This window comes from Candidatus Brevundimonas colombiensis (genome assembly GCA_029202665.1).
In the GTDB taxonomy this organism is placed as follows: domain Bacteria; phylum Pseudomonadota; class Alphaproteobacteria; order Caulobacterales; family Caulobacteraceae; genus Brevundimonas; species Brevundimonas colombiensis.
In genome coordinates this window covers 1466290-1489442 of sequence record CP119326.1, presented here as the reverse complement: position 1 = coordinate 1489442, position 23153 = coordinate 1466290, and the positions used below count along the sequence as shown (strand labels likewise).

Annotated in this window: 19 protein-coding genes, 1 tRNA gene and 1 pseudogene; 6 read left to right on the top strand and 15 right to left on the bottom strand. The window is 66.3% G+C overall.

Annotated elements, in window-relative coordinates:
- Positions 1-129 precede the first annotated feature (129 nt).
- The 10 genes from P0Y50_07085 to P0Y50_07040 all read right to left on the bottom strand — a co-directional run bounded on the left by P0Y50_07085 (position 130) and on the right by P0Y50_07040 (position 13990).
- A complete protein-coding gene (locus P0Y50_07085; GenBank protein WEK41365.1) occupies positions 130-789 on the bottom strand; it encodes an energy transducer TonB in 660 nt (219 codons plus the stop codon).
- A 76-nt stretch (positions 790-865) separates the two neighbouring features.
- Positions 866-1288: a YbaN family protein gene (locus P0Y50_07080; GenBank protein ID WEK41364.1), complete on the bottom strand. Its 423-nt coding sequence runs from the start codon at positions 1286-1288 to the stop codon at positions 866-868.
- A complete protein-coding gene (locus tag P0Y50_07075; protein ID WEK41363.1) occupies positions 1272-1862 on the bottom strand; it encodes a biliverdin-producing heme oxygenase in 591 nt (196 codons plus the stop codon). The genes P0Y50_07080 and P0Y50_07075 overlap by 17 nt, the downstream gene beginning before the upstream one ends.
- A gap of 25 nt (positions 1863-1887) precedes the next feature.
- A complete protein-coding gene (locus P0Y50_07070) occupies positions 1888-5394 on the bottom strand; it encodes a TonB-dependent receptor (GenBank protein WEK41362.1) in 3507 nt (1168 codons plus the stop codon).
- Between the two features lie 250 nt (positions 5395-5644).
- Positions 5645-6355 carry a FecR domain-containing protein gene (locus P0Y50_07065; protein WEK41361.1) on the bottom strand — a complete coding sequence of 237 codons (711 nt, stop codon included), beginning with the start codon at positions 6353-6355 and terminating at the stop codon, positions 5645-5647.
- Positions 6356-6817: 462 nt separating this feature from the next.
- A complete protein-coding gene (locus tag P0Y50_07060) occupies positions 6818-7321 on the bottom strand; it encodes a sigma-70 family RNA polymerase sigma factor (GenBank protein ID WEK41360.1) in 504 nt (167 codons plus the stop codon).
- Between the two features lie 232 nt (positions 7322-7553).
- Entirely contained in the window at positions 7554-9131 is a 1578-nt protein-coding gene (locus P0Y50_07055; protein WEK41359.1) for an alkaline phosphatase D family protein, read from the bottom strand.
- The gene (locus P0Y50_07050) at positions 9131-12403 is read right to left on the bottom strand and encodes a TonB-dependent receptor (protein ID WEK41358.1); all 3273 of its coding nucleotides are present in this window, start codon (positions 12401-12403) and stop codon (positions 9131-9133) included. Before P0Y50_07050 ends, P0Y50_07055 begins: the two co-directional genes overlap by 1 nt.
- Before the next feature lie 92 nt (positions 12404-12495).
- Complete coding sequence (locus P0Y50_07045) at positions 12496-13467, bottom strand: FecR domain-containing protein (GenBank protein ID WEK41357.1); 972 nt, start codon at positions 13465-13467, stop codon at positions 12496-12498.
- A complete protein-coding gene (locus P0Y50_07040; GenBank protein WEK41539.1) occupies positions 13379-13990 on the bottom strand; it encodes a sigma-70 family RNA polymerase sigma factor in 612 nt (203 codons plus the stop codon). The genes P0Y50_07045 and P0Y50_07040 overlap by 89 nt, the downstream gene beginning before the upstream one ends.
- A gap of 645 nt (positions 13991-14635) precedes the next feature.
- Here P0Y50_07040 and P0Y50_07035 point away from each other — a divergent pair.
- Entirely contained in the window at positions 14636-14887 is a 252-nt protein-coding gene (locus tag P0Y50_07035; GenBank protein WEK41356.1) for a DUF2171 domain-containing protein, read from the top strand.
- Between the two features lie 19 nt (positions 14888-14906).
- Here the strand turns inward: P0Y50_07035 and P0Y50_07030 are convergent, their stop codons facing one another.
- Positions 14907-15557, bottom strand: a complete 651-nt coding sequence (locus tag P0Y50_07030; protein WEK41355.1) for a DUF1345 domain-containing protein — start codon at positions 15555-15557, stop codon at positions 14907-14909.
- Positions 15558-15690: 133 nt separating this feature from the next.
- Between P0Y50_07030 and P0Y50_07025 the strand changes: the two genes are divergently transcribed.
- From P0Y50_07025 to P0Y50_07015, 3 genes and pseudogenes are all read left to right on the top strand, one after another.
- Positions 15691-17862, top strand: a complete 2172-nt coding sequence (locus P0Y50_07025; GenBank protein WEK41354.1) for a TonB-dependent siderophore receptor — start codon at positions 15691-15693, stop codon at positions 17860-17862.
- Positions 17863-17944: 82 nt separating this feature from the next.
- Positions 17945-19036, top strand: a pseudogene (locus tag P0Y50_07020) (PepSY domain-containing protein).
- Complete coding sequence (locus P0Y50_07015; GenBank protein WEK41353.1) at positions 19033-19215, top strand: hypothetical protein; 183 nt, start codon at positions 19033-19035, stop codon at positions 19213-19215. The pseudogene P0Y50_07020 and the gene P0Y50_07015 overlap by 4 nt, the downstream one beginning before the upstream one ends.
- Positions 19216-19302: 87 nt before the next feature.
- Here P0Y50_07015 and P0Y50_07010 read toward each other — a convergent pair.
- Positions 19303-19377, bottom strand: a tRNA-Val gene (locus P0Y50_07010).
- A gap of 125 nt (positions 19378-19502) precedes the next feature.
- The gene (locus P0Y50_07005) at positions 19503-19859 is read right to left on the bottom strand and encodes a response regulator (protein ID WEK41352.1); all 357 of its coding nucleotides are present in this window, start codon (positions 19857-19859) and stop codon (positions 19503-19505) included.
- 110 nt (positions 19860-19969) lie between these two features.
- Between P0Y50_07005 and P0Y50_07000 the strand changes: the two genes are divergently transcribed.
- The gene (locus P0Y50_07000) at positions 19970-20794 is read left to right on the top strand and encodes an N-formylglutamate amidohydrolase (protein WEK41351.1); all 825 of its coding nucleotides are present in this window, start codon (positions 19970-19972) and stop codon (positions 20792-20794) included.
- Between the two features lie 244 nt (positions 20795-21038).
- On the opposite strand, the gene P0Y50_06995 is transcribed toward P0Y50_07000, so the two are convergent.
- Entirely contained in the window at positions 21039-21722 is a 684-nt protein-coding gene (locus tag P0Y50_06995; protein WEK41350.1) for a DUF599 family protein, read from the bottom strand.
- Positions 21723-21852: 130 nt separating this feature from the next.
- Here P0Y50_06995 and ppa point away from each other — a divergent pair, with 130 nt between their 5' ends.
- Complete coding sequence (gene ppa / locus P0Y50_06990) at positions 21853-22413, top strand: inorganic diphosphatase (GenBank protein WEK41349.1); 561 nt, start codon at positions 21853-21855, stop codon at positions 22411-22413.
- 94 nt (positions 22414-22507) lie between these two features.
- Here ppa and P0Y50_06985 read toward each other — a convergent pair whose 3' ends face one another.
- Positions 22508-23038 (bottom strand): GNAT family protein, encoded by a 531-nt coding sequence (locus P0Y50_06985; protein ID WEK41348.1) that lies wholly within the window; start codon positions 23036-23038, stop codon positions 22508-22510.
- Between the last annotated feature and the right edge of the window lie 115 nt (positions 23039-23153).

Genomic DNA, 23153 nt, shown 5'->3' with positions numbered 1-23153 from the left:
TCGGCGTCGACCTAGGCATACGCCATACAGTTTTCCCGCAAGGCGAAAGTCGAGGGGCTTACGGCTGAATGACGCCGGCTACCGACATTGGCCTCATGGTCGAAAACTGACCGTCCGCCTTTCCTGCCGTCACCGCCGCCGCGTGAAGAATTCGACCGGGACGGTCAGGGTGATGCGTTCGCCGGGCGTCTCGGCGGGCGGCGCGGGCAGCGGCTGGGCGCGCTCAAGCAGGGCCAGGGCTTCGCGGTCCAGGGCGGCGTGGCCCGAGCTGCGTTCCAATGCCGCGGACAGCACCCTGCCCTGCCGGTCCATTGTGAAGCGGACGTAGGCCACGCCCTGCAGGCGTCGCGCGCGGGCTTCGGCCGGATAGCGTTTGTGGCGCTCCAGATGGGCCAGAAGCCGGCCTTGCCAGGTCTGAGACGCGGCGGCGGTCGAGGCGGCGGGCGGCGCGGGTCGGCTGGGCGGGGCTGTGGTTTCGGGCGCAGGCGGGGTCTCGGCAGCGACCGCTGGTCGAGGTGGCGGGGCCGGCAACGGCTCGACGGCGGTGACGGCCGCGACCTGAAGGCGGGGCTGGATGGGGAGTTTGGGCACGGGCTTCTGGGCGACGGCCTCGACCTGGGTCGGGCCGGGCGGCTGTTCGGACGGCGGGCGCGGCGGCGCCTGCAGGCGAACCAGCTCGACCTCAAACACGGTCTCGGGCGGCATGATGCGGGGCGGACGCGACATCCAGAAGCCGCCCGCGACAATCAAAGGCGTGGCGTGCAGCAGAAGCGAGACCGCAACGCCCACGGCCCACCGGCCCTTAGGTCGAGAGCCGACCCGGGGCCGGAAATCCGGCGTTGACGGAGGCGGGACCGATGTCATGTCAACCGCCATCCCGGCCTCCCGGCGACGGACGCGAGGCGACAAAGATCGCGCAGGCCGCCATGACCACTGCGACGGCCAGCCCGAGCCAGAGACCGGGCCGGACCGCCAGCCAGAACAGGCCGTAACCCAGCGCCATGCCGAGGCAGGCGGCGATCTTCGCCCGGCGCGGCGCCGCCCCCTCGGCCCGCCAGGCGCGCAGCGTCGGCCCGAACCTGGAATGGTTCAGCAGCCAGGCCTCCAAGCGGGGCGACGACCGCGTGAAACAGGCGGCGGCCAGGATGATGAAGATGGTCGTCGGCATCAGCGGCACGAAGACGCCGACAAAACCCAGACCGACCAAAATCAGACCCAGGACCAGCCATCCAGCTCGCAAGGAGCCCTGGCCCATCGCCATCGTCGTGACCTCAGCGAAGGGCGGCATTGGCCAGGGCCTGAACTCGCGCGAAGGCGGCTTTGGCTCCGGCGACGGCGCGGGCTTCTTCATCACCGGTCAGGACCGCAGCGTCCAGCGCGCCGGTGAAGACGCGCCAGTGGGCGGCCGGTCCGCCGCCCGACGGGGCCAGATGCCGCGCGCCATGGCTGTCGGACAGGCCCAGCCTGGCCGCCTCCTTGCGCAACAGGGCGGCGCCCAGGTTCGAGCCCTCGGCCACATAGAGCCACCCCAGGGCCGTCGCCACATCCGCGGGCCGATCCCGCAGGAAGACCGGCGGCGCCTCGACCGACGGAAGGGCCAGACCCAGATCTGCAAGGTCGGCCGCGATCAAGGCCATGCGCCGACGCTCGGCCAGTCCCGGCAGCAGGGCGATCAGGGCTGCATCATCATAGAGGGCGTCGATATCGCGGTGGAACGTCCACTGCACCCCGGCGAACCGGCCATAGCCCTCCAGGCTGTCGAACGACGAGGCCTCCATGATCGACTTGTCCAGCCGATCATGGATGTCGTGCGTCAGCGCCTTCAGCCGCTTGGACCGGGGCAGATCAATCGTGTCGGTCATCTTTGAATTCCTATTGGGGCTGGGGTCAGAAACGGTAGCTGAGGCCGATGCGGACGGTGTGAAGATCCGCATCGGAACGGACCTTGCGTCCTTGGATAATATTGACGCTGCCCGGGCCCGACGACGTCACACGCACTCGCGCTCCCGTTACGGGGTCCCGCACGAAGCCTGAGAAGTTGTAGGCGAGGCCGACGCCGGCGCGCGCGTCTTCGAACTCAAAGGTCTCGCGGCCGAAGTGCGCGTAGTTGTATTCGGCGCGCAGCGACCACCGGACGTCGATGGCGCGCTCGACCCCGGCGCCCAGAACGGCCCCGGTTCGAACATGGCGATCCTGCTCGGTGAAATAGTGTTCGAGCGGAATACTGCCGGGACTATACGAACTGATGCCGAAATCACTCCGGCTCGCAGGCGGGGTGGAGCGGTACTGATTGCGCGACTGGGTTTCACGCATCCAACCCACGCCGGCGGTTGCGTAAACGAGGGTCTGGCCCAGCGAATAGCCCAGCTTGCCGCGCAGGGTGATGAGCCGGTCCCATTTGTAGCGCGTGTCCGACTCCAGAATACTGGCGGCGCGCAATGAGGCGATGCTGGGGCTTTCGCCCGATGTGGAGGAGACGCGCACGCCTGACCAGGCGGCCAGGTCGCCTGTCGTGACATCCGTTTCCAAACCCATGACGACATTGTTTGCGAACTGATAATTATAGCCCGCATGCAGACCGCCGACGAAGTTGCGCGGCTTTTCGTTGATGCGGCTGCCGTTTTCGAGATCAGACGGTTTGCCTGCGCCGTCGGTCACATCGCCTTCCGTCCGGCCCGAGCCGTAGCCAAAGTCCAACCCCGCGTAGGGGCCGGTCCAATCGACCACATCGACAGGGTCCGCCCCGCCGAACCAGTCAGCCAACCCCAGACCGCCGCGTGAACCCAGGGTCTGGGTCAGACCAATACGGAACGTCCGCCCCGGCGCCGGGATGAAGCCCAGGCTCATCGGCTCCGTATAGTAGCGGTCGGTCAGATTATCGACGCTCCAGTTGAGTGACAGCCCCTCATTCACCTTGAAGCTGCCGGTCAGGTCGACCAGCAAATAGGGATGCCAATCAACGGCGGTGATCAAGGGCAGGAAGCCCGTCAGGGGCTTCTCGGCGCCGATCGAGCGGTCGCCCATATAGGTCAGGCGTGCTCCGAGCATGGCCCGGTCATTCAGGAATTTCTGATTGACCGACAGATTGGCGGACCAATCCGGCGGGATGTAGTTGGTGGCGTAATCCGAGGCCAACGAACTGGCGATGCAGTTTTCGCCCGGGCGACAGAACCGTATCCTGTCGTAATAGGTCACGCCCGCATCCAGGCTTAAGCCCCCGGCGCTGTAGCTGAGATTGGCTTCCAGCCCGCTGAACTGCGCCCGATCAATATTGTACATCTGCATCGAGGCTTGCTGCAGCAGGTATCGACGCGAGATGTAGCCATCGATGTCGTTGTCGAACCAGACCAGCTTCAGTCCCAGTTCGTCATCCTGCGAGAAGACGTCGTAGCGGAGATAGTTGGCGCCGACCTCCCAGTTTTGCGCGGTCTCCTTGTGGAGATCGGGATTGGCCACCATGAAGAAATTGGTGGTCGCCTCCAGCAGCGACGGCAGGCGCGAGGCGTGCTTGTAGTTGGCGAACAGCTGCAGCCCGTCCAGCGGCGTCACCATCGCGCCCAGCGACCAGTTGAACGCATCCTCGCTGCGTTTCAGGCGACCGCCATAATGGACCGTGCCCGACTGTTGATCTTCAAGCGTATAGTTCTGGTATCGCCCCCCAGCGGTCAGGCGCAGCCACGTCGTCGCTTCAAGCGCCGTATCGGCGAACAGGCTGTATTCGCTGCGGGCGCCTTCGCGACCGGGCGGATTGGAGGTGACGACCGACCAGCCTCCTCTCGGCCCGGCCTTTTCATGCAGGTAGGAGGCGCCGTAGTCGGCGGAGAACTGGCCGATGGGTGTCGGCGACCTTGATGAATTGCCGACGTCCGCCCCCCAACTGTCGACATAACGGCGCGACAGGTCGGAGTTATAGAAGGAAGGCGCATTCTCCTTCAGTTTCGACAGCCAGGCGTTCAGCCTGAGGTCGATGAGATCGTTGTCCGGATTCCAGCGATGGCGCGCCGTGAAGCGATCAAGTTCTGTCTTGGACAAGACCGTGTTCTGAAAGACCGCGCCCGTGGTGCTTGCGAGGGTGCCGGGATAGTTCTCGCCGAACGTGCTGCGATAGCCGCCATAACCCAGTTCCAGGACATGATCCTGGGCGGGGCGGATCACCGCCTTCAGCAACACCGACTCGCTTTCGTTCGACGTGTTGTAGACCTCTTCGCCGCCCACAAACGATGTGGAGCCATGCATGTCATAGAAGGCGACAGCCCGTTCGCAGAGCTGCTTCAGCACCGCCTCATTGGTGCCCGCCGCGCAGAACGGCGACAGGGCGCCAGTCGCCTTGGGCGCATATTTGCCGCTGGCGCCCGCGAAATAGTTGCCCGTGTTGCGATAGGAATAGCCGGCGAGCAGATCCACCCTGTCATCTTTGCGGGCGAAGACGAGACTGGCGGAACCGCCGCCGGGCGTCAGCACGCCAGGCCTGCCGCGCCCGCGCGTCGCGGCCAGAGGATCACCATAGAAGCTTAGCGGTTCCAGAATGTTCCGCGTCATGTTCGATCCGGGCGTCGTATTGTTGCCGGTCAGCGAAGCCATAAACCGCAGGCCCATGACGTCGCCCTCAGGGACGATGTCGTCGACCCCCAGCGTCTTCATCGAGACCGAGCCGCCTATGCCGCCCGCGATGGCGTTGCCCATCGACGGCCCCTTCTCGATGGCGACATGGCTGATGAAGTCGGGGTCGACGAAGCTGCGGTTGCTTGTCCCCTGATAGCCGCGATAGACGGTCGTCCCGTTGATTGCGCCATCGACCGTCACGGGCACACGCCCCTGTCCCTGCAGACCCCGGATGTTGACATCGAGACCGCCGCTGCTGCGCGCCTCGCCCGAGATGATGCCCGTTGTCCCGCGCAGCATGTCGGCCGGAGCCTGCGCCGGATAGGCTTCCAGCTGGTCGCGGGTGATCACGCTGACCGATCCCGGCGTCACATAGATGGAATCGCCCGACCCATCCCAACCCGCAACATGTCCATCGCCGCCGACCGAACCGGCGCCGCCCCCCTCGACCCGCACGGCGCCCAGCTGGATTGTTCCGGGCTGGGTCTCGGGCGCGCGTTCCAGCGTGACCACGTTCCCGCTAATGCGATAGGTCAGGCCGGTCCCGGCGAGCAACCGGCCCAACGCCTCTCCAGGGCTCATCGCGCCCGACACGGCGACTGAATTGCGGCCGTTCGCCAGAGCGGCAGGCACGCTGACCTGCAGATCAGCCTGACGACCGAAGACCGCCAAGGCCGAGGAAAGCGGTTGCGCGGGAATGCTAAAGCTCCGCTGTCCCTGGCGCGCTTGCGCCACGACAGGGGTCGTCCAGGCGACGCCCGAGATCGTCGTCGTCGCCAGCAAGACGCCCACCCATAGCGCGCGCCGCCTGATCCGGCTTGCTCGGCCCCAATCGTTCGTCATCCATCGTCCTCCGTCGACACCATTTGATGAGGGACGCTGTCGGTCTTTTCTTGCAAACGCGATGCAAGAGCAACATCCTCACATTGTATCGACAGAGGAGGTCGAGTTTTTTTCGCCAAATAATGAGACGGGCTCAGGCTTCACGACATATTCGGTATATTTTACAATCAGTTATTCAGATTAAATATTTCAGCAGCGCTCAATCGTCCGACAGGATCAGCAGCCACGGCGTCACTTGCGTGACGCGCCCCCCGTGGGCGCGGGTCAGGGCCGCCATGGCGCCCGCCGTATCACGCAGGTCATAGATGCCGGTGACGCGTCGCCCGGCAAGCACGCCAGGACGCACCAGGATCATGCCGCGATACCAAGGTCGCAGCGCATCCACGACTTCGCTGACCGGCCGATCCTGGACAGCAAGCCGTCCATCGCGCCAGGCGCCAATCAGTTCAGATGGCGCCGATCCCTGCACGGCTTTCCCGGTCGGATCCATGGATACCGTCTGCCCGGCGAAGAGCCGTTCCGAAATCGTGCGCCCGGTCCCTGCATCGTCGACGCGAACAATCCCATGTCCGACAGCGACACGGATCGCGCCGTCAGTCAGCCCGACCTCGAAGGCCGTTCCGATGTCGGTCGTCTCGACATTGCGCGCGACGACATGAAACGGCCTGGGGTCATCCTGCACGTCGAACCATGCCTGCCCTCGGATCAGGCCGATCCGCCGATCCGCCGCAGAATAGTCGATGCTGACAGCCGAACCTGGCGACAGGCTGATGTGGCTTCCATCCGCTAACGTCATCGTGCGCACCTCGCCGGTCCCGGCGATCGCGTCGGCCTGCCAACGCACGGTGGCTTCAGGCAAGGCGACGGCGATTACGAGCGCAGCCGCGGCAGCAGACAGAGCCGCCGCCATGGGTCTGCGCACCCGGCCGGCGGCGCGACGCGCCTCGGATCTCGGTCCAGGCGGCGATTGACGTCTGAAAGCGCCGGAGATTGAACGGATCGGAACGGCGTCATGCCGTTCACGCGACCTCGCCCAGTGTTCGGAATGGACCGGGCGGGTCTCGCCTATCCCTGCATAGACCCGCGCGCTCTCGTCCCAGGCCCTGGCGTTGGCAGGGGCGGCGGCGAGCCATTGGCGGAAACGCCTCCGCACCTGGTGATCCTCCGGCGCCTCCTGCAGAGCGACGATCCAGTCCAGAGCCTCAGCTTCGGCGCGTTTCCGGTCAGGGTCAGAAGCTTCAGTCATCCAAGTCTCCTCGCCCGGTTTGCATCAAAAAGACTGTCCCCGGCGCCGACTTCACAGGCGTCACTTGATATCGACTGTCGAGCAGCCGCTTTTTTCGGATAATTCGCTCCCCGGCTTCATCACGGATCACCGCAGCCGCGAACGGCAATGGGCGACGCCGGTAACGACCAGCTCATGCGCGACCGTCACGGACACGCCCAGTTCGGCGGCGATCTCACGCAGCCTCGCACCCCCGAACCGGTGCATTTCAACGGCGATCCGCACGCGCTCGGGCAGTTCGGCAAGAGCCGCCTCCAGCCGGGTCAGTTCATTCCGCGTAAGGACGACCTGCTCCGGCGTGGGCTGGTCGGCGGCCAGACTCTCGAGGGCGACCTGACCATCCGGAGCGAAAACTTCGCCGTCCCGGCGCGACCGCCACAGCCGATCTATCGCCAGATTTCGGACAATCCGGGCAAGATAGCCACCGGGACTCGCCAGTTGCTGTTTCCTGGCCATCTCGCCAAGTCGCACATAGGCTTCCTGCACCACGTCTTCCGCATGATCACGGTTGCCTGTGATCCGACTCGCATAGCGGATGAGGTTTTGGCGCTGCTCTTCAAACTCCTGGTATTGAAGCCTGGTCCGCCCCACATTAATCGCCTTGCGCGCAGCGACCTCCCCCCAGGGCGGCGCCTAACCGACACTCGCGACAAATTGCGAATGGTTTGCAATCAATAGACATAGCGCTGGATGAGCGCAAGGCTGTTGTTCAGCGCGGTGCTCAAGGCCTCACGACTGCGCTCATACCCCCGGTCTCGGCGAGGCCGGAAGCCGCACGCCAGGCATCGGCGGCGCCTTTGCAGGCCATCATCAACCAATCGCCTTATTCCAGAACAGGCCGCCCCGGCTCCACGGCGAAGGAGGCCAGCGTGCTCAGCGCGCCGCCCGGTCTCTGGATACGGTCCAGCACCTTCACGTCCGTCCGCCACTCGCGGGGCGTCACGTCGAAGGTCTGATAGCCCCGTTGGGCGTTGACCAGCTTCATGTGCGGACTGCCGGCCAGCATGGCCTTTGTGCCTTCCGTCTCGGCGGCGCCGTCCCCGCCCGACGCGATGGAGGTGGCCAGGAATTCGACGGCGGCGGCGGGGCCGTCAGGCTCGTCGTCTCGGAGAGGCACGGTTCCAACGGCGTGGATATGGGCGTCGCCGGACGCCACCACGACATTGCTCAGTTTCAGGTCCGCGATGGTCCTGACCAGCCGCGCCCGCGCCTCGGGATAGCCGCCCCAGGTGTCGCCGCCGCCGGCCCGCACTTCGCCCGACGGCGCCTTTCGAAGCACAGGCATGACGAAAACCTGCTGGGCGATCAGATTCCACGCCGCTTCGTTTCGCAGACCCTCGGCCAACCAGCCTTCCTGGGCCGCGCCCAGCATGGTGACATCGGACGCCCTGGGCGGCCGGCAATGGGTTTCGTCCGGGCGTTCACACGGCTGGCCGCTGCGGTAGGAACGGGTGTCGAGCACATGCATGCGCATCAGCCGTCCATAGTCCAGTCGACGGTGCATGGTCAGGCCGTGCGCGCCTGGCATCTGGGCGCGGCGAACCGGCATATGTTCATACCAGGCCTGCATGGCCGACTGGCGGCGCAGGATGAAGGCCTCGGGCGGCGTGCCGTCCTGGTCGAAATCGCCTGCCCAGTTGTTATCGACCTCGTGGTCGTCAAAGCTGACGATGAAGGCGGCGGCGGCGTGGGCGGCCTGCAGGTCCGGGTCCGTCTTGTATTGAGCGTAGCGGCGACGATAGTCGTCAAGGCTGTACAGCTCGCCGCCGACATGGCGACGATCCGCCGGTCGGCCCCGGGCGTCCAGGATGACCGGCGGATCAGCGACCGGCCCGCCTTCGTAGATATAGTCGCCGTAATGGAAGACGGCGTCCAGATCAGGCTCCTGGCTCAGATGCCGCCAGGCGTCGAACCAGCCGCCCTGATAGTGCTGACAGCCCGCCACCGCCAGACGCACCCGATCCGGGTCGTCGTGAGCGGCGGGCGCGGTGCGCGCCATGCCGATCGGACTGGCGTCGCCGCCCTCCAATCGGAACCGGTACCAGTAGGGCCGACGGGGGTTCAGTCCCGCCACCTCGATGTGCAGACTGTGGGCCAGTTCAGGGCGCGCCATCGCCTCGCCGCCGCGCACGATGCGGGCGAAACGGTCGTCCTCGGCCACCTCCCAGCGCACGGCGACGGGGCGCAGCGGCATCCCCCCATGCTCGTCCAACGGACGCGGCGCCAGGCGGGTCCATATGACGAATCCGTCCGGCGCCGGGTCGCCCGAGGCCACGCCCAGGCTGAAGGGATAGTCGCCCAGGCGCGGGGCCGCCGCCAATCGGACCGGCAGGCCCGACACCAGCAGCAGCCCGCCGCCCCCCGCCAGCAGGCGGCGGCGATCCGTCAGCAGCGCCGCCATCAGAACACCGCCCTGACGCCGAAGCTGCCGCTCATTCCGTATTCGCGATAGTCGCCGGCGTGGTCGGCGATGCGGCCGTTCGGCGTATCCACGCCCGGCAGCATGATATTCATCGGCTCGTTCAGCAGGTTGCGCACCGAGAAGAAGGCGCTGACGCCGCGCCGCATGTTCCACGACCCCGACAGGTTCATGGCCGTCCGCGCCTTGATGTAGGAGCCGGTCGCGACGCTGTTCAGCTTGTCGCCGCTCCAGGCCGTATTCAGGTTCAGCCGCAGCGGCCCCTTCTGGTAGGCCAGCGACAGGGCGCCGAAATTCTCGGCCGAGCCGGCGATGGGGATCTGGGGGCTGTTGTGCGTGAAGGAACCGCGCACGGTCAGGCCGTCGAACGGACCCGGCAGATAGGTCAGGCTGTGGTTGAACTCGACCTCATAGCCCTCGATGCTGATCGCATCGCCGCTGACGCGACGCGTGGTGCGGAAGGTGTAGCCGGCGTATTCCGCGCCGGTGTAGCCGAACTCCTCGGCCGTCATTTCCTCTGTCTGGAACAGGCCCTTCACGTCGTTGCGATAATAGTTGAACGCCACCAGGCCGACCGGCTCGAAATATTTGGCCAGACGCACCGAGAGATTATCCGAGAGTTCGGGCTCCAACCCCGGATTGGGAGCCGTGACGATCCGGTCCTCGTCATTGACAGACCAGACGCCCGCCAGAACATTGACCTCGGGCCGCCGGATGGTGCGGCTGTAGCCCAGTTGCAGGTCCATACTGTCGCTGATGGCGAACTTGGCCGAGGCGCTGGGGAAGAAGTGATCGTACTTCCCTTCGCGATCCACCTGAGGGCGGCTTTCGAACTGATACTTCAGCCCGTCGATGGTGGTGGCCCGTCCGGTCGTGCTTGAGACCGCGTATCCCGCCGCTTTCACATCGGCGACGGACAAGGGATCGACCTCGCGCGAACGGGTCAGGGTCTCCTCCCAGCGCAGACCGGCGCGCAGCGTCAGGCGGTCGTTCAGCTTAGAGGTCGCCATGAGATAGGCCGCGTTCGAATCCTCCTCGAAGTGACGGCGGTTGGCGATATAGGCGGTGTAATAGTTGGCCGCCGTCAGCACGGGCTGGAACAGGTCGGGTCGGCTCTGGAACAGGGCGCCGATCTTGTAGTTGCTGGGCATGAACAGGGTGTTCGAGCCGGACAGCGAGGCGTATTCGATGCCCATGTCGTTGAAGTTCAGCCCATTGGCGCTGGCGTTCTCGGCCATGAAGTCCGCCACACCCAGAGGGCCGGCATAGCGATACTGATGGGCCACGCGCTCATTGCCGAAATCATAGACCGAACGCTTGGCCTTGACGCCGGTCTTGAAGGTGATCGGCGCGAACGGCGTATTGACGTCCACCGTCAGGTTCAGCCCGCCGTTGGTCAGTTCGGTGCTGGCGAAACGTCCGTCCTCGGTGTTGAAGGTCAGGGCGTTGGCGCGCGAGAAGCTTTTCGGGTCGGACCAGTCAGGACCGCTGACCTGCTGGATCCGAAACTGGGTGCTGTCGATCCCCGGACGGTAGAGGCTGAAGTTCCCCGAAGCCCACGGCGCGGTCACGAAACTGTAGACCGCGCCCTCCTTCAAGGGATCATAGGTGCTGGTGGAATCCGAATACGACAGGGCGCCGTCCAGCAGGAACCAGTCGCCCCGATATTCGAAGCTGGGCACGATTGTCGTGCCCTCGCCCCGCTTGGCGATGATGTTCGATCCCGCCGATACGCCCTCGGCGCTCGCCGGTTGTCGGGTGGTGAAATCGAGCGCTGCGTCGCCGATCACGCCATAGGTGCGCGCGCCGGTCGTGAAACTGTAATTGCGCTGCCCGGACCACAGGTAGGAGTTGTTGTAGATCGAGGCCAGCGACAGGATCAGACGGTCTGTCGCCTTCCAGTCCAGGGTCAGCGACCCGGCGAAGCGCGACACCTCCTGCCCGCGCATATGGACGAAGATGCTGTTCATCGCCATCGGGTCTGGGCTGACCGTATTGGGGACGTAGGAGCGCGGATAGTAGGACTGCTCCATCTCCGTATAGGTGTTCGACTGGCTGATCGACGCCACCACGCCCAGACGCCGGTTCAAGAAGACATCGGAATATTCGATCTGGCCGTTCGGGATGACGCGCGCTTCATGTTCACCCTCGCCTGGCCCCGTCACCCGGTCGTTCCACATGTCCGAATGAGTGAAACCCGAGACCGAGGCGGTGATCCTGCGTCCCCGACGGTCGAAGGCGCGTTTCGTACGCAGATTGATGGTTCCCGCCGGGGCGTTGGCGTCCACGTCGGCGCTGACCGTTTTGGAGATTTCGATGGCGTCGATGCTGCTCAGCGAGACCTGCTCGAAGCTGAACGAGCGCGAGGTCGAAGACCCGGCATTGGCGTCCGCCGCCGCCATGCTGACCCCGTTGACGGTGATCGAGGCGTATTCGGGCGGCAGGCCGCGCAGGCGGACATAGCGCACCGTGTCATCGCCTTCGCCCTCGGCGTCCACGCCCGGCATATAGCGGATGAACTCGCCGACATTGCCTTCGTCGATGGCGCCGAAGGATTCCGAGGACAGACTGTTCTTGATGTCCATGGAACGGCGCTGGCTCATGATGGCGCGGGCGTCGCCGTCCCGCGACGAGGCCGTCACCACCACATCGGCCACCGCCACCGCCTCACCGCCCTGGCCCGGACGAAAGAGATCGAAGTCCAGTTGCGCCGTCTCGCCGGACCGGATGACGATGCGGGCCGTCTGGTCGACATAGCCGGTGAAGCTGATGCTGGCCTCGGCCTCGCCCGGCGCCACACCCGTCAGGCGGAACTCGCCGCGCTCGCCCGCCAGGACGGTGCGGTGTTGGCCCGAGGCGTCGGTCACCCGGATCACGGCGTTGGGCATGTACTGACCTGTCGCCGGGTCCAGCACCCGTCCGGTCAGAACGCCCGGCGCGCCCTTCGCAGCCGAAGAGCGCAGCGTCACCACCCCGCCCTCGTGCGCCGCCACCCGCAGAGGTGTTCCGGCGATCAGACGCGCCAGAGCCTCGCGTACGTCCAGATCGCCGCTGACGGCCGGCGTTCGCACGCCATCAAGATCGCGAGCGGGCGCCACGACTTGGATTTGGGCCTGACGCGCGAACTCGGGAATGGCCGAAACGGCGGGCTGCGCCGGAAGATTGAAACGGCGCGTCTGGGCCGAGGCCTCGGAGGCGACACAAAGAACCAGGGCGGCGACGCCGCACGACAGAAGGCTGCGATTGGAAGGCATGGATGTTCCCCGATGCGCCGACGGCGCTTTCAGGGACGAAGAGGCGGCAGAACACCGCCACCGCCATGCGTCACGAAACTTTCGCCCAGCCTTTACCGAACGATCATCAGCCCCTTGTCCGAAGACTGCACGCGGGCATCCAGAGCCAGGGCGGCGGCGCGACTGAAGCCGACCGGATCATTGGCCGCGAACAGGCCGGTGATCGGCTCCTGCGCCAGTCCGGGATCCGATATGCGAATGGGCGGCCCGCCGTAACGCGCAAAGGCGCTGGCCGCCTGGGCCAGGGTCTCGCCCTCGAAGGCAAGCTTGCCCTCGCGCCAGGCCAGCGACCGATCAATGTCGCGCGCCGCAACCGTAACCATCTCGGCGCCGCCGTCGGCGCCGAGCACCACCCGGGCGTTGGCGCCCACCGGACGATCCCCCCCCGCCGTATCCAGCCGGACGTCGCCGCTCTGGATGGTCACCTCGGAACGTCCCGCATCCAGACGTTGGACGGTGAAGGCGCCGCCGATGGCCTGCACCGAACGCGCACCGAATTTCACCACGAAGGGATGGGCGACGTCGCGCGCCACCGCGAAATAGGCCTCGCCCCGCGTGACCTCGACCTCGCGCCGGCCCTTGCCGAATCGCACGACGGCGCGGCTGTCGGTGTTCAAGGTCATGGTCGATCCGTCCGCCAGCGGCACCAGTCGCACCTCGCCCACCGCCGTGGCGTGCGCCTCTCCGGCCGTCAGCAAGGGAACCGTCACAGCCCCGGCCGCCAGACAGGCCGCCGCCGCCGCCCCGCCCCAGGCCAGCAGCCGACGCCGCGAAGGCGCCGTCGATCCCGCCGCGCCGGCCGGCGTAAATCGACCGGGATCAAAGTCCGTCCCCAACGCCCGCGCCGACCGCGTCTCAAGCGCCACGGCCTCGGCGCGCAACAGCGCCCCCGCCGCACGGACGTCGCTCGACAGCCAAGCCTCCAGAGCGACGCGATCAGCCTCGGACAGGACGGCCCGGTCGCGGCGGGCGGCCCAGTCTGCGGCCTGGTCGTCGATCTGTCGGCTGGTCGGTCTTTCGCCCATCGGGAGCGCCTGTCGCTGGTTGCATGAAGGAAGAGGATCGGGGCGGCGCCTTTCCACCACCCGTTCGCCAGGCGATCAGCAATCGCAAGCCCCGAGCGATGTGCTTTTCGACCGTATTCTCGGAAATGCCCATGCGCCGCGCGATTTCTTTTTGAGACAAATCGTGGACCCGTCGCAGGATCAAGGCGCGTTGCGCCTGGGGCGGCAGAGCAGCGATCGCCTCGGCCAGCCGCCGCAACGCATCCCGGTCGGAGGCGATACGCTCTGGCGACGGCGCAGTCTCGGGCAAATCCCCGTCGTCCAGATCGTCAAGGGCCTGGAAGGGAACAATCCGCGTCCGCCTGACATGAGCCGAAATCAGCGACCGCGCCGTCTGAAACAGATAGGCCTTGGGGTGCCGGATATCGTCGACCCGATCCCGCGCCGCTAGAAGGCTGTACGCCTCCTGGATCACATCGTCGGGGTCGAGGCCATCCACCCGGCGACGCAGCAGCCAGGCCCGCAAGGCCGGTTCATGCGGCATGATCTCCCGCAACAGCCAGCGCGCGCGCCCTTCATCAAAGTGGTGCGCCACGGCGGGCCTCTTCCTCGGAAGCGCCTCTCCTAATGGTCAAGCTTGGCGCGAAAATCACCGGTTTATGACATGATGACGACAGACAGGCCTGACTGGCGGGCGTCCGCGCCTCTCGGGTCGGACGGTCCGCAGCCATGAAGGACGACAGGCTGTTCGGGGACGCCCCCGCGCAGAACGGCATAGGTGGAATGGCAGACGCCGGTCTTTGCGGCGACGTCCTGCGGAGAGCCGCCGGCATAGACGGCAAGCCCACCGGCGCACCCCGACGTGAGCAATCCGGCGGCGCCGGAAAGCACAAGGCCGCGTCTGGAAAGCGTCATGATGCAAACCCAGGTTGGACACATGGCTGATCCGCCGCAGGGCGGATTGCGACACCCATGACACCGGCGAGACGCCTGCGAAAGCGGCTGTGCGCGCTCGTTCAATGCCGATCTGATATCAAACCTGACCAAAGGCGACAGGTGCGCCGGCTGCAAGCGGACGCTGGCCTCGACCGGCTATCATTGTCGCCACCACAGACGGCCCATCCGTCGGGAACCTGAACCATGCCGCCGCGCTCCTCTTCCGGAGTCTGTTTCAACCAGGAGAACGACGATGAGCGAGATCAAGGAAGGCATGGAAGTCATCGGCGCCGACGGCGTCCATGTCGGCACGGTGGACCGCCTGGACGGCGACCGCATCAAGCTGACCCGGCGCGAGAACACCGGCGCCCACGGCGACCATCACCACTATATCGAAAAAGGCTTCGTCGCCGATGTGGAGGGCGACAAGGTGCGCCTGTCGGCCAACGCCGACGTCGCCGTGACCCTGGAAGAAGAACAGTCCGGCAAGCCGGTCGACCTCTGAACCAAGTCGGCGGCGGCGTTCAGAACAGCGCCGCCGCCAGATTGACCGTCAGCGCCAGAATAACGGCGTTGAAAAACCAGGCGATCAGGCAATGCAGCGTCGCCAGCCCGCGAAGCTTGCGGCTTGAGATCTGGACGTCGGCCGTTTGATTGGCCACGCCGATGATCAGACTGAAGTGCAGAAAGTCCCAATAGTCGGCGTCCTCCTCGCCCGGAAACATCAGGCCGCCCTGGTCGCCCTTGCCCTTGTCCTTGGGCGCATAGAAACCATGGGCGTAATGCAGGGCGAAAATCACGTGGACATAGAGCCACGACAGCCCGACCGTCAGGATCGAAAAACCCGCCTGAGCCAGTGACGGCTTGCCGCCGTGCATCAGGGCCAACACCAGCACGACCAGGCTGGCGACGGCCGCCGTCAGACTGAGCGGCAGGACCAGCGCGCCCGCCTGATCCAGTTCCGCCGCCCGTCGCCGGATGGCCTCCTGCGAGCTTGAGCGCATGATATGCGCCAGCGTCAGGATCAGAAAAGCCGCCACGCCGGCGTCCCAACCCGCCGCAAGCCGCAGCGCCAATCCCGCCGACGCCGGAGTCGCCAGTGTGACGACCGCCAGCATCGCCACCCCCAGCCACAGGGAGAAATGCAGACGGAACAGGCGCGTGACGAACCCCATGCCCCGGGATCGCGCATTTGCCGGTCCCCGTCCACAGGCAAACCCGATGACGCGACCGCAATGCCGCAGTTGTCACCCGGTCGTTAGGCGAGTATTGCGACGCATTCTTATAATCAAAGGCTATCCTCTCCCGATGCGTGTTCCCCTGTTCGGCCTTCTGGCGTCCGCCTCCGTCGCGACGCTGCTCGGCGCCGCCCCCGCCCTGGCCCAGCAGCAGGATGCGCCGACCACCCTGTCGGATATCGTGGTGACGGGATCGCAGGTCGCCCTGCCGCCCGCCTATGCCGGCGGTCAGGTGGCGCGGGGCGGACGGGTCGGCCTGTTCGGCGCCTTGAACGCCATGGACACCCCCTTCTCGTCCACCAGCTTCACCGAGAAGCTGGCGCGCGATCAGCAGGCCCGCAGCGTCGGCGACGTGCTGCAGAACGATCCCGCCGTGCGGCTGACCAAGGGGTTCGGCAACTTCCAGGAGCTGTATGTGATCCGGGGCTTCCCGGTCTATTCGGACGACATGACCTATAATGGTCTCTACGGCGTCCTGCCGCGCCAGTTCGTGGCGGCCGAACTGCTGGAGCGGGTCGAGGTCTTCCGCGGCGCCACAGCCTTCCTGAACGGCGCGGCGCCGGGCGGCAGCGGCGTGGGCGGAGCGGTCAACCTGGTGCCCAAGCGCGCGGGCGATGCGCCCCTGAACCGTCTGACGGCCGGGTGGGAAGGCGGCGATCAGATCTACGCCGCCGCCGACCTGTCGCGCCGCTTTGGACAGGACGGCGACTGGGGCCTGCGCCTGAACCTGGCCAGCCGCGCCGGCGAAGCCGGGATCGAGGGCGAGCGCCGCGACATGAAGGTGGTGGGACTGGGTCTGGACCACCGCGGCGACCGGGCTCGCTTTTCGGCCGATCTGGGCTGGCAGGACAATCGCATCGATGCGCCGCGTCCGCAGGTGACGCCGAACGGCGCCATTCCGCGCGCGCCAGACGCCGACAAGAATTTCGCCCAGCCCTGGACCTATACGGACGAGACCCAGTTGTTCGGCGCCATGCGCGGCGAGTTCGACGTGACCGACGCCGTCACCGTCTGGGCGGCCGTGGGCGGTCGCGACGGCAAGGAGCGCAACAGCCTGGCCAATCCCCGCGCCACCGCGGACGGATCCTTGAACGCCTATCGGTTCGACAACGGCCGCCGCGATCAGGTCTTCTCGGCCGATGTGGGCGTGCGCGCCGATTTCGCCACGGGTCCCGTCCGCCACCGTCTGGTCGCCTCGGCCGCCCAGGTGCAGTCGCGAGAGAAGAACTCCTACGCCTTCTCGAACTTCGGCGGCTTCGCCAGCAACCTGTATGATCCGGTCTTCACGCCCGCCCCGGAGCCGACCGCCCTGGCCGCCGGCTCCCTGACCGACCCGACCGTGGTGGGACGGGTCCGGACCAACAGCGTCGCCATCGCCGATATGGCGTCCTTCCTGGACGACCGCCTGATCGTCACCCTAGGCGCCCGCTATCAGGATATCGACACCCGATCTTACGACTACAACACCACGGCCCGCACCGGCGGTTACGCCAGCGATGCGGTCACGCCGGTCTTCGCCGTGGTCTATCGTCCGATCGACAAAGTCTCGCTCTACGCCAACTATTCGGAGGCGCTGGTGCCCGGAAAGACCGCACCGGGCGCGGTCAATGGCGTGCCCGTCGCCAACGTCGGCGAGGTGCTGGAGCCGTTCCGCGCCGAGCAGAACGAGATCGGCGTGAAATACGACGCCGGGTCGTATGGCGTCACGCTGAGCGCCTTCCGCACCACCCTGCCCAGCGAGTATTTTGACACCGCGACGCGCACCTACTCCGCCGGAGGAGAGCAGGAGAACCGGGGCGTCGAACTGACCGTCTTCGGCGAACCGCTGGACGGCGTGCGCGTGATCGGCGGCGCGACCTGGCTGGACGCCGAGATCAAGCGCGCCCTGAACCCGGCGCTGAACGGCAAGTCGGCCATCGGCGTGCCGGACTTCCAGGCCAATCTGAACGTCGAATGGGACGTGCCCGCCATCGACGGGCTGACGCTGGAAGGCCGGGTCGTGCACACCGGGGCCCAGCCCGCCAGCGCCGACAACGCCGTCGAGCTGGACAGTTGGACCCGCTACGACGCCGGCGTCCGTTACGCCTTCGAGGCGGGCGGCAAGCCGTTGACGCTGCGGGCGCGGGTCGAGAACCTGGCCGACAAGGATCAGTGGGTCGCCGTCGGCGGCTATCCGGGGTCCAATTATCTGACGCTGGGCGCCCCGCGCACCCTGCGCCTGTCGGTTTCGGCCGAGTTCTGATCCCGCTCCATCGCGACATGATGACGCCCCCGAACGGAGCCAGGCCCTGGTTCCGTTCGGGGGCGCGCCGTTCTAGAGGCGACCGATGAAAGCCCAAACGATCCGCGCCTGGTCCTGGGTCCACAAATGGTCGAGCCTTGTCTCGACCCTGTTCCTGCTGATGCTGTGCGTCACCGGCCTGCCGCTGGTGTTCACCCACGAGCTGGACGAGGTGCTGCTGCACGAACCGTGGCAGCCGGCAAACCCGGACGGACCGCTGCTGAACCTGGACCAGGTCTTGGACACGGCCCTGGCCCTGCATCCCGGCGAGGTTCCGTCCTTCATGAGCTTTGACGAGGTGCGGCCGGTGGTGAACGTCACCAGTCGCGCGCCCAACGCCCCGGCCGGCAAATACAGTTTCGAACCCATCGACCAGACCAGCGGCGAGGTCGCCCCCCTGGTCGCCGGTCATCCGGTGATGGAGTTCCTGCTGCAACTGCACACCGACATGTTCCTGGGCCTGCCGGGAATGCTGTTCCTGGGCGTCATGGGGCTGATGCTCGTGGCCGCCCTGGTGTCGGGGGTGGTGCTGTATTCGCCCTTCAGGCGCCGCCTGCCGTTCGGCACGGTCCGGGCGTCAAAGGCGGCGCGGACCCGCTGGCTGGACTATCACAACCTCCTGGGCGCCGTGACCCTGGGCTGGGTGCTGGTGGTGGGGGCGACCGGCGTGGTCAACACCCTGGCCACGCCGATCATCGCTTTCTGGAAGGATACGGCGCTGAAGGAGTTGACCGTCGCCTACGACACGCCCGCGCCGGCCGGTCAGCGCGCATCCCTGGACGCGGCGGTCAAACGCGCCCAGGCCGCCCTGCCCGGCATGAAGCTGCAGTTCGTGGCCTTTCCGGGATCGACCTATTCGACAGACCATCACTATGCCGTCTTCTTCCACGGCGACACGCCGTTGACCAAACACATGACCACGCCCGCCCTGATCGACGCGCGCACGGGCCAGCTGGCGGCGGTGGCGTCCATGCCTTGGTATGTGAAGACCCTGTCCCTGTCCCAGCCGCTGCACTTCGGCGACTATGGCGGGCTGGGGCTGAAGATCGTCTGGGCGCTGCTGGACATCGCCACGATCGTCATCCTGATCTCCGGCCTCTATCTGTGGCTGGCCAAGCGCAGGAAGACGTCATGAGCCGCAAGGACCTGAGCCTGCGGGCCATCTTCGGCGTACCCGCCGTCCTGTTCGTCCTGACCCTGACCGGCCTGATCGGCGCCCTGCTGGAAGACGGCCTGTGGGACATCCTGGGCGCCGCCCTGCTGACCGCCTGGCTGATCGTCCTGATCTGGGCGCTGATCCGCCGTCGCCGCTGATCCGCCACGCGCGACTGCGCCTGAAGCCCGCGCAGCCGAAAACGCCCGCGATCGCGGCGGCAGGCTTGACGATGTCTGGAAAGAAAATGGTGGACGCGACAGGGATTGAACCTGTGACCCCCTCGATGTCAACGAGGTGCTCTCCCGCTGAGCTACGCATCCGCCGTAGGGCTCCGAAAAATGGTTCGGAGCGGGAAGAGCGGTCGTATAGCGGCGCGGCCTGTCGGCATCAAGCCGATTTCACGGCCAGAAAGAGATTTCTGGAAAAACGTCGTCGGATCAAGGCGTCAGGCGGCGACCATGCGCTCAACCTCATTGACCAGGTCGCGCAGATGGACAGGCTTGGACAGGACTTTGGCGTCCGGCGTGGCCTGGGCGGCGCTGAGGGCGACGGCGGCGAAGCCGGTGATGAACATGATGCGCAGGCCCGGCTGGCGGGCGGCGGCGACGCGGGCCACCTCTATCCCGTCGGCGCCCGGCATCACGATGTCGGTCAAAAGCAGGTCGTAAGGGCCGTGCTCCAGGGCGTCGATGGCGTCGTCGCCGTTCTCGCAGTCGATCACCTGATGGCCCGCGCGCTCCAGCGCACGGGTCAGGAAACCGCGCAGGGAGCCGTCGTCTTCGGCCAGGAGGATACGCGCCATGGAAAAACACCCTTGAAACTGGCGGCCAGCCTAAGAGGCAACGGTAAACCGCCCATGAAATTCAACGATCAGCCGACTTCCTTCCACAGCGAAACCCGTTATGCCGGGGCATGACCGACGCCGGCGACAGCTTCTGGATCACCGCAGCGTCGCCGACGGCCGAGGCGACGGCCCTGGTGTTCGCCTCGCCCCATTCCGGCGACCGCTATCCCGAAGACATGGGGGCGGCGCCGGGCCTGAACCGCGCCAGTCTGAGAAGCGCCGAAGACGCCTTGATAAGCCGACTTGTTGCTGAGGGTCCGCATCGGGGCGCGCCGCTGATCGAGGGGCGGATCGGCCGGGCCTATGTCGATCTGAACCGTGATCCCGGTGAACTGGACCCGACCCTGATCGAGGGCGTGGACGGCGCGGTCGGGGCCAAGACGGCGGCGGGTTATGGCGTGCTGCCGCGTCTGGCCGGCGACGGGACGCCGCTGTACGCCCGGCGTCTGACGCGCGAAGAGGCCGAGGCGCGGATCGCGGCGGTCCATCGTCCCTATCATCAGGCGCTGGATGAGCTGATGCAGGTCACGCGGGCGCGGCACGGGCGGGCGGTGCTGATCGACTGGCATTCCATGCCGGCGCGGGCGGTCGGGGCCGAGGTCGTGCTGGGCGACCGCTATGGCTCGGCCTGCGGCGCGCGCCTGACCCGCCGGCTGCGCGACCTGTTCGAGGGGCTGGGCTGGCGGGTGTCGCTGAACCGCCCCTACGCCGGAGGATGGTCCACCCAGTGCTGGGGCCGGCCGGACCAGGGCTATGAGGCGATCCAGATCGAGATCAGCCGGGGTCTTTATCTGGACGAGGCGACGCTGGCGCCCGGCGCCGGCTATGGCCGCACCGAAAAGGCGCTGGGGCGGGTCATCGCCGCCCTGTGCGCGGACCGCTGGGCTGACTGATCGCCGATCAGATCAAAAAAAAGCCGCACCCGAGGGTGCGGCATTTAAGTCTATAGGGAGGAAACGCCCAGGAAGGGCAAGACGTCCGGAGACGTCGAAGAGCAATCTAGGTTGCATTGCACAATAGGTCAAGGCCCCAGTCGACAGGCGGCGGTCACGCCGTGTTACGCAATTCCAGCGACCTGGCGATATCTTCGCCCAAAGTCAGGCCGTGGCCGATTTCGCGGTTGCGAAGACGGGCGGCTCAGTGCTCCAGCAACCGGCGGGCGTTGCGGATGGCGCGGGCTGCCGGCGACGCCTCCTGGCGATAGATCAACAGACCGAACGCCGAAGCCACCCCCAGCGCCAGCCACAGCGGCCCGAACAGCCAGGCTGCAGCCGCCAGCGCGAAATAATAGCCCCGCACCCCCTGGCTGAAGGCGCTGAGCGCCGGGTTCAGCAGTTGCCCCGCCGCCTCGCTGAACGCCTTGCGGTCGGTGTTGGAATGCAGTTCCGGCGCCGATCCGATCAGGGCCAGCGTATAGTTCATCTGACGCAGGGCCCAGATGAAATCCAGGAAGCCGCGCGCCAGGCAGACCAGGACCAGGGCCAGTTTGGCCTCCAGAATCCGGGGCGGCACGTTCTCGGCCCCGACCGCCGCGAACCCCTGCAAGGCGCTCTCGCCGCCGAACAATATGCCCGCCACCGCCGCGATCAGCAGCAGATTGGTCGAGGCGAAGAAGGAGGCCGAATTGATCGAATGGCCCATCAGCTGGCTGTCGATCAGCTTCATCTCGCGATGGGTCATGGACCGCATCCACATGGCGCGCACATGGGTCATGTCGTCGTTCAGCGACCCGCCCTTCCTGCCGATGAAGGACAGGATGGGGCCATAGCCCAGCCAGCAGATGAAGAAGAGGGCCAACGCCGCCCAGTCGATCCAGCTCATGACGCCATGATGTCCGCGATCCGCCGAGCCTGCGCAAGCCCGTTCGCCACACGTCGCGCTTGCCGTCCGCGCGCGCGCGGCCTATCACCCTTCGCCTTTCAGAATTTCGCAGTCGCAGCAAAGACCCGCCATGAACCTGGACGCCATTCCCGTCGGTCCGAACGCCCCCTGGGACATCAACGTCGTCATCGAAATCCCCCAAGGGGGCCTGCCGGTGAAATATGAGATGGACAAGGAATCGGGCGCCCTGTTCGTCGACCGCTTCCTGCACACCGCCATGTATTATCCGGGCAACTACGGCTTCATCCCGCACACCCTGTCGGACGACGGCGATCCCTGCGACGTGATCGTGCTGAACCCCACGCCGGTCGTGCCGGGCTGCGTCATCCGCTCGCGCCCCATCGGCGTGCTGATGATGGTGGACGAGGCCGGCGGCGACGAGAAGATCCTGGCCGTGCCGGTCGACAAGCTGAACCCCTATTACACCGACGTCGCCAGCTATCGTCAGCTGCCGGCCATCCTGATCGAGCAGATCGAACACTTCTTCACCCGCTACAAGGATCTGGAGAAGGGCAAGTCGGTCACGGTCAAGGGCTGGGGCGACGCCGGCGACGCGGCCGCCCTGATCGAGGTCGGGATGAAGGCCCACCAGGACAAGCTGGCCCAGAAGAAGGCCGCCAACGCCGCCTGATCCGGCGACATCGGCACGTTCTCGAGAAAGGCGTTTTCCGATCCGGGGGGCGCCTTTCTGCTGAGCCCCAGCCCCTGATCTTCGGCCTTGGCCTTCAACCCTCCCGCTCGCGCTTCAGCAGGGCGTACTGATAGGTGTTGACGTAGATCGGCCGGCCTTCGCTGTCCGCCTCGAACGATATGAAGTCGAGGAACAGCCCCTCGCGCCGCATTCCCAACCGTTCGCACAGCCGCTGGGACGCCAGATTGTCATCCTCGACATAGGCATAGAGGCGACGCGCCGCCCGGTGCGCGAACAGATGATCGACCAGGGCCGCCGCCGCTTCGGACGCATAGCCCGCCCCGGTGAAGTCGCCGTTGAAATGCCAGCCGATGGACCAGGTGTCCGGCTCCTCGAAATGGGCGAAGACTTCGCCGATCACACGCCCGTCGGCCCTGGACTGGACCGCGATGATGTCGTCGGCGCCGCTGCGACTGATCGCTTCGGCCTCGGCCGCGCCCATGTCCTGAAGCCGCATCGACAGGAAACAGGCGGCGCGCGGCTGGCGCAGATAGGCGAAGAGGTCTGCGGCGTCGCCCGCCTGGAAACGTCTCAGGATCAGACGATCTGTTTCTATCGGCGTCATCGTGGCTCTCCGGGGTTCGCGCCGGTCATAGCTCAGGTCGCGGACGGGAAGGACAGGATTTGACGCGCTGCGACGCACTACCCTCTCCCGCAACCGTTTGCGGCCTCCTATCTGG

What these genes read in the sequence shown, in the direction of transcription:
- P0Y50_07080 (WEK41364.1), bottom strand. Translation starts at nt 1,288, where the DNA reads ATGCCGCCCTTCGCTGAGGTCACGACGATGGCGATGGGCCAGGGCTCC.
- P0Y50_07075 (WEK41363.1), bottom strand. Translation starts at nt 1,862, where the DNA reads ATGACCGACACGATTGATCTGCCCCGGTCCAAGCGGCTGAAGGCGCTG.
- P0Y50_07065 (WEK41361.1), bottom strand. Translation starts at nt 6,355, where the DNA reads ATGGCGGCGGCTCTGTCTGCTGCCGCGGCTGCGCTCGTAATCGCCGTC.
- P0Y50_07055 (WEK41359.1), bottom strand. Translation starts at nt 9,131, where the DNA reads ATGGCGGCGCTGCTGACGGATCGCCGCCGCCTGCTGGCGGGGGGCGGC.
- P0Y50_07050 (WEK41358.1), bottom strand. Translation starts at nt 12,403, where the DNA reads ATGCCTTCCAATCGCAGCCTTCTGTCGTGCGGCGTCGCCGCCCTGGTT.
- P0Y50_07045 (WEK41357.1), bottom strand. Translation starts at nt 13,467, where the DNA reads ATGGGCGAAAGACCGACCAGCCGACAGATCGACGACCAGGCCGCAGAC.
- P0Y50_07040 (WEK41539.1), bottom strand. Translation starts at nt 13,990, where the DNA reads ATGCCGCATGAACCGGCCTTGCGGGCCTGGCTGCTGCGTCGCCGGGTG.
- P0Y50_07035 (WEK41356.1), top strand. Translation starts at nt 14,636, where the DNA reads ATGAGCGAGATCAAGGAAGGCATGGAAGTCATCGGCGCCGACGGCGTC.
- P0Y50_07030 (WEK41355.1), bottom strand. Translation starts at nt 15,557, where the DNA reads ATGGGGTTCGTCACGCGCCTGTTCCGTCTGCATTTCTCCCTGTGGCTG.
- P0Y50_07025 (WEK41354.1), top strand. Translation starts at nt 15,691, where the DNA reads ATGCGTGTTCCCCTGTTCGGCCTTCTGGCGTCCGCCTCCGTCGCGACG.
- P0Y50_07015 (WEK41353.1), top strand. Translation starts at nt 19,033, where the DNA reads ATGAGCCGCAAGGACCTGAGCCTGCGGGCCATCTTCGGCGTACCCGCC.
- P0Y50_07005 (WEK41352.1), bottom strand. Translation starts at nt 19,859, where the DNA reads ATGGCGCGTATCCTCCTGGCCGAAGACGACGGCTCCCTGCGCGGTTTC.
- P0Y50_07000 (WEK41351.1), top strand. Translation starts at nt 19,970, where the DNA reads ATGACCGACGCCGGCGACAGCTTCTGGATCACCGCAGCGTCGCCGACG.
- P0Y50_06995 (WEK41350.1), bottom strand. Translation starts at nt 21,722, where the DNA reads ATGAGCTGGATCGACTGGGCGGCGTTGGCCCTCTTCTTCATCTGCTGG.
- ppa (WEK41349.1), top strand. Translation starts at nt 21,853, where the DNA reads ATGAACCTGGACGCCATTCCCGTCGGTCCGAACGCCCCCTGGGACATC.
- P0Y50_06985 (WEK41348.1), bottom strand. Translation starts at nt 23,038, where the DNA reads ATGACGCCGATAGAAACAGATCGTCTGATCCTGAGACGTTTCCAGGCG.